3 protein-coding genes are annotated in these 3,247 nt (G+C 63.2%); all 3 read left to right on the top strand.

Annotated features, from left to right (window positions below; genetic code table 11):
• Nucleotides 1-250: 250 nt before the first annotated feature.
• Nucleotides 251-670, top strand: a complete 420-nt coding sequence (locus VGG64_03700; GenBank protein HEY1598677.1) for a hypothetical protein — start codon at nt 251-253, stop codon at nt 668-670.
• 12 nt (nt 671-682) lie between these two features.
• The gene (gene tnpB, locus VGG64_03695) at nt 683-1,084 is read left to right on the top strand and encodes an IS66 family insertion sequence element accessory protein TnpB (protein HEY1598676.1); all 402 of its coding nucleotides are present in this window, start codon (nt 683-685) and stop codon (nt 1,082-1,084) included.
• Nucleotides 1,085-1,190: 106 nt separating this feature from the next.
• Nucleotides 1,191-3,008, top strand: a complete 1,818-nt coding sequence (locus VGG64_03690) for a transposase (GenBank protein ID HEY1598675.1) — start codon at nt 1,191-1,193, stop codon at nt 3,006-3,008.
• The last annotated feature ends 239 nt before the right edge of the window (nt 3,009-3,247 follow it).

The following is a 3,247-nucleotide window of genomic DNA, read 5'->3' as shown; positions in this document are numbered from 1 at the left end:
ACGCGACGATCCGTTGCCGCGAGCCTTTGGCCGTGCGATACGATTCGGCCAAAGCCCAATAGGTGTGCGGCTTGCCACTCTTGCGACGTTCAAAACGCCTGAGAAACATGAGCGATCCCTCACTCGCGATGCGTTACCGCGGTAAGCGCGCACCCCTGCCATGAGGTCGCCGGCGGCTTGGGGCGTTTTCGGGGTGTAGATTTGGGCGGGACCGATTGGTCACGTTCAAATTCACTCCGGAGGTGGGCCCATGAGACGGGGCGTGGATGTCGAGAAGCGACGGGAATGGGAGCGGCGATTCGGACAGTTTCGGGCCAGCGGCTCGACCGTGGCGCGATTCTGCGCCAGCCAGGGCCTGTCCGTGAACACGTTCTATTATTGGTCGAAACGCATCGACAAACCTGCCGCCCCGGCCCATTCCAGCGCGACTCACCCAAGCGCCGCTCGTTCGGTCACGGCCAAAGCAAGGGTCGACGGAACTGGCGTGTCCAGGGCTGACGCCTCGGCGGCTGCGAACGGTTCGCGAGTTCATTTTCGTCTGGGCTCCGGCATCGAAGTCTCGGTTCCGGCCGACTGCTTGGCGGTGATCCGTTGCCTGGCCGAGAGTTTTGGGCCGGCGCGGACAGAGCGTGGCGGCGCGTTTCAGCAAGTCGTCTTGGGTTCCCGCTAGCCGGAGCGACCGATGCAGCCGTTGTTGTTTCCGGCGCCGTTGGGCCAGACGCGGATCTATCTCTACGCCAAGAACGTCGACATGCGCAAGAGCTTCGACGGACTGCACGCCATCATCCAAACAGAATTCCAACGCGACGCGCAAGGCGGCGATCTGTTTTTGTTTCTCAATCGTCGGCTGGACCGGCTGAAGCTGATGTATTGGGACCGCGATGGCTTTGTCATTTTCATGAAGCGTTTGGAATGCGGAACCTTCCAGAGGCCGCCGGCCGCGCTGGCCAGCGAGCACGTTGAAATGGACGCGGCCGATCTGGCGCTGTTGCTCTCGGGGATCGAGCTGACGAGCGTCAAACGTCGGCGGCGCTACGCGCTGCCTACCGCGCGCAGCGCGTCCGACGAGCCGCGTCGCGATTGAAAGACAGGCGCGCGATCCGGATCACGAAAAACTATTTTGCGAATTCTTTCCGATTCGAGCGCGGGGGGTCTTGCGCTCCGTGGCCGATCTGGTTATGGTGCTCGGCATGAGCGAGCCAACGAACATGCCACCTGCCAATTCGCTTTCACGCGACAGTGATCTTTCACGCGACAGTGATCTGCCGCGCGACTTGAAAGGTTGCCGAGCGCTGATTCGCGTCCAAGCCGCGACGATCGCGGCGCAAGAAGACAAGATCGGGGCGCAAGAAGACAAGATCGGGGCGCAAGCCAAGCGGATCGAGGAGTTGGGGATCGAACAAGAAAAGCTCAGCAAGCTGCTGGCTCATTTCGTGGCGGGGAATCGCAGCGAAAAGCGCATCCTGCCGGCCGCGAATCAAAACTGGCTGCCGTTCGAGGACAGCGCCGAGTTTCAAGCGGCCCGCGCTGAAGCGGAAGCACAAGCCCAAGCGCTCGTCGAAACCTATACCGTCCAGCGGAAAACGCAGCCCAAAAAGCCGCGCAATGAATCGCTCCCCAGCTATCTGCGCCGCGAAGAGCGGATCATTGAAGGCGACGACGCGCTCCAGACGTGCGCGGCGCATGGCGAGCGGGTGATCATCGGCTACGACACGACCGAGACACTGGTCTACACCCGGCCCGAGTTGCACGTGCTGGTGAAGAAGTATCCCAAATACGCCTGCCTGGGCAATCCGGACTGCGGCGTCGCTTCGCCCGAGCGGCCGACATCGCTGGTCGAAGGCGATCGCTACGATACCAGCGTGGCGGCCGCGATCGTCGAGGCCAAGTGGTTCCACCATCTGCCGATCTATCGCCAACAGGATCTGTTCGCCGGCAGCGGCTGGACGCCCGGCCGCTCGACGCTGTTGAACATCGTGAGCCAGGTCGAGTTCGCGATCTCGCCGCTGGTCGAGCACATGACGCAATTGGTGCAACAGGACATGGGCGTGGGCCTCGACGAGACGAGTTGCCGCCTGCTGTTGCCCAAGGAGGCGCCGCTGCCGATTCCGGGGGACGCCAAGAGCAAGCGGCTGGCGGAGAAGGTGGCCGAAGCGCGGGCCGCGGGACACGACAGCCTGCTGGCCAAGATGTGGGTTTATTCGGGGCTGCATCTGGCGCTTTACAACATCTTCGACTTCCGCGTCTCACGGCATCGTGACGGCCCGGACGATTTCTTTCGCCGGAGCCGCTGCAAAGTGCAAGGGGATTGCTTCTCGGGCAACCGTAGCGTCGTGCTGAACAGCGACGGGCGTTTGGAGTTCGTGGCCTGCTGGGGTCATGCGCGGCGCAAAGTCGTCGAGGCGTGTACGTACCAGGCGGAGCGCGAGTTGCTGCTGGGCATGATTCAGGCGCTCTACGACGTCGAGGCCCGGGGCGTCGAGTTGAGTTGGTCGGATCGGCAAGCGCTGCGCGAGCGCGAATCGACGATCATCCTGCGCGCCATTCGCGATTGGCTCGACAGCGTACCTTTGGGAGCGGTGTTGCCGAAGAGCGACTTCGCCGCGGCACTCGGCTACCTGCGCAATCATTGGGCCGCGCTGAATGTATATGTGAGCGACGGCCGGCTGCCGATCGACAACAACGCGGTCGAACGGTTGATGAAGCAAGTGGCGATGGGCCGCAAGGCTTGGTTGTTCGTGTGTAGCGTGGCCGGCGGCGAGCAAAGCGCCAAGTTGATGAGCTTGGTGAGCAGCGCCCGGCGGCATGACCTCGACGTTTGGGTCTACGTCAAGGACGTGCTGGACCAATTGCTGGCCGGCTCGACGGACTATCACGGCCTATTGCCCGACGTCTGGAAGCTGAGCCATCCGGAAGCCGTCCGTCAGTATCGCGTCGAAGAGCGGCGTGACAAAGCCGACCGCAAGCAACTCGCCGCCGCCCGCCGCCGCCTCGTCGCCCAGCGGTAATGCCACGGCCAGCGCCGCGACCACCCGCGCCGGCGGGGGCGACATGGTCCTGGTGTGCGCTTACAACGGACGAGTTCCCAGTCGAGCCGCGGCTTGATGTACAGGGGCGAGTCAGGATCGAAGAGCCACTGAGCAGCATGCCAGGCCGGGGCAGCGGCAAGGCAAAGCTAGGGGTTATCCAGCCGGCATTGCCATAGGAGCACCCATGACCGATCGCGCCTTTGTCGATCAGCGTGACC

It is taken from the genome of Pirellulales bacterium (genome assembly GCA_036490175.1).
Classification (GTDB): Bacteria; Planctomycetota; Planctomycetia; order Pirellulales; family JACPPG01; genus JACPPG01.
This window is presented reverse-complemented; position numbering and strand designations above follow the sequence as displayed.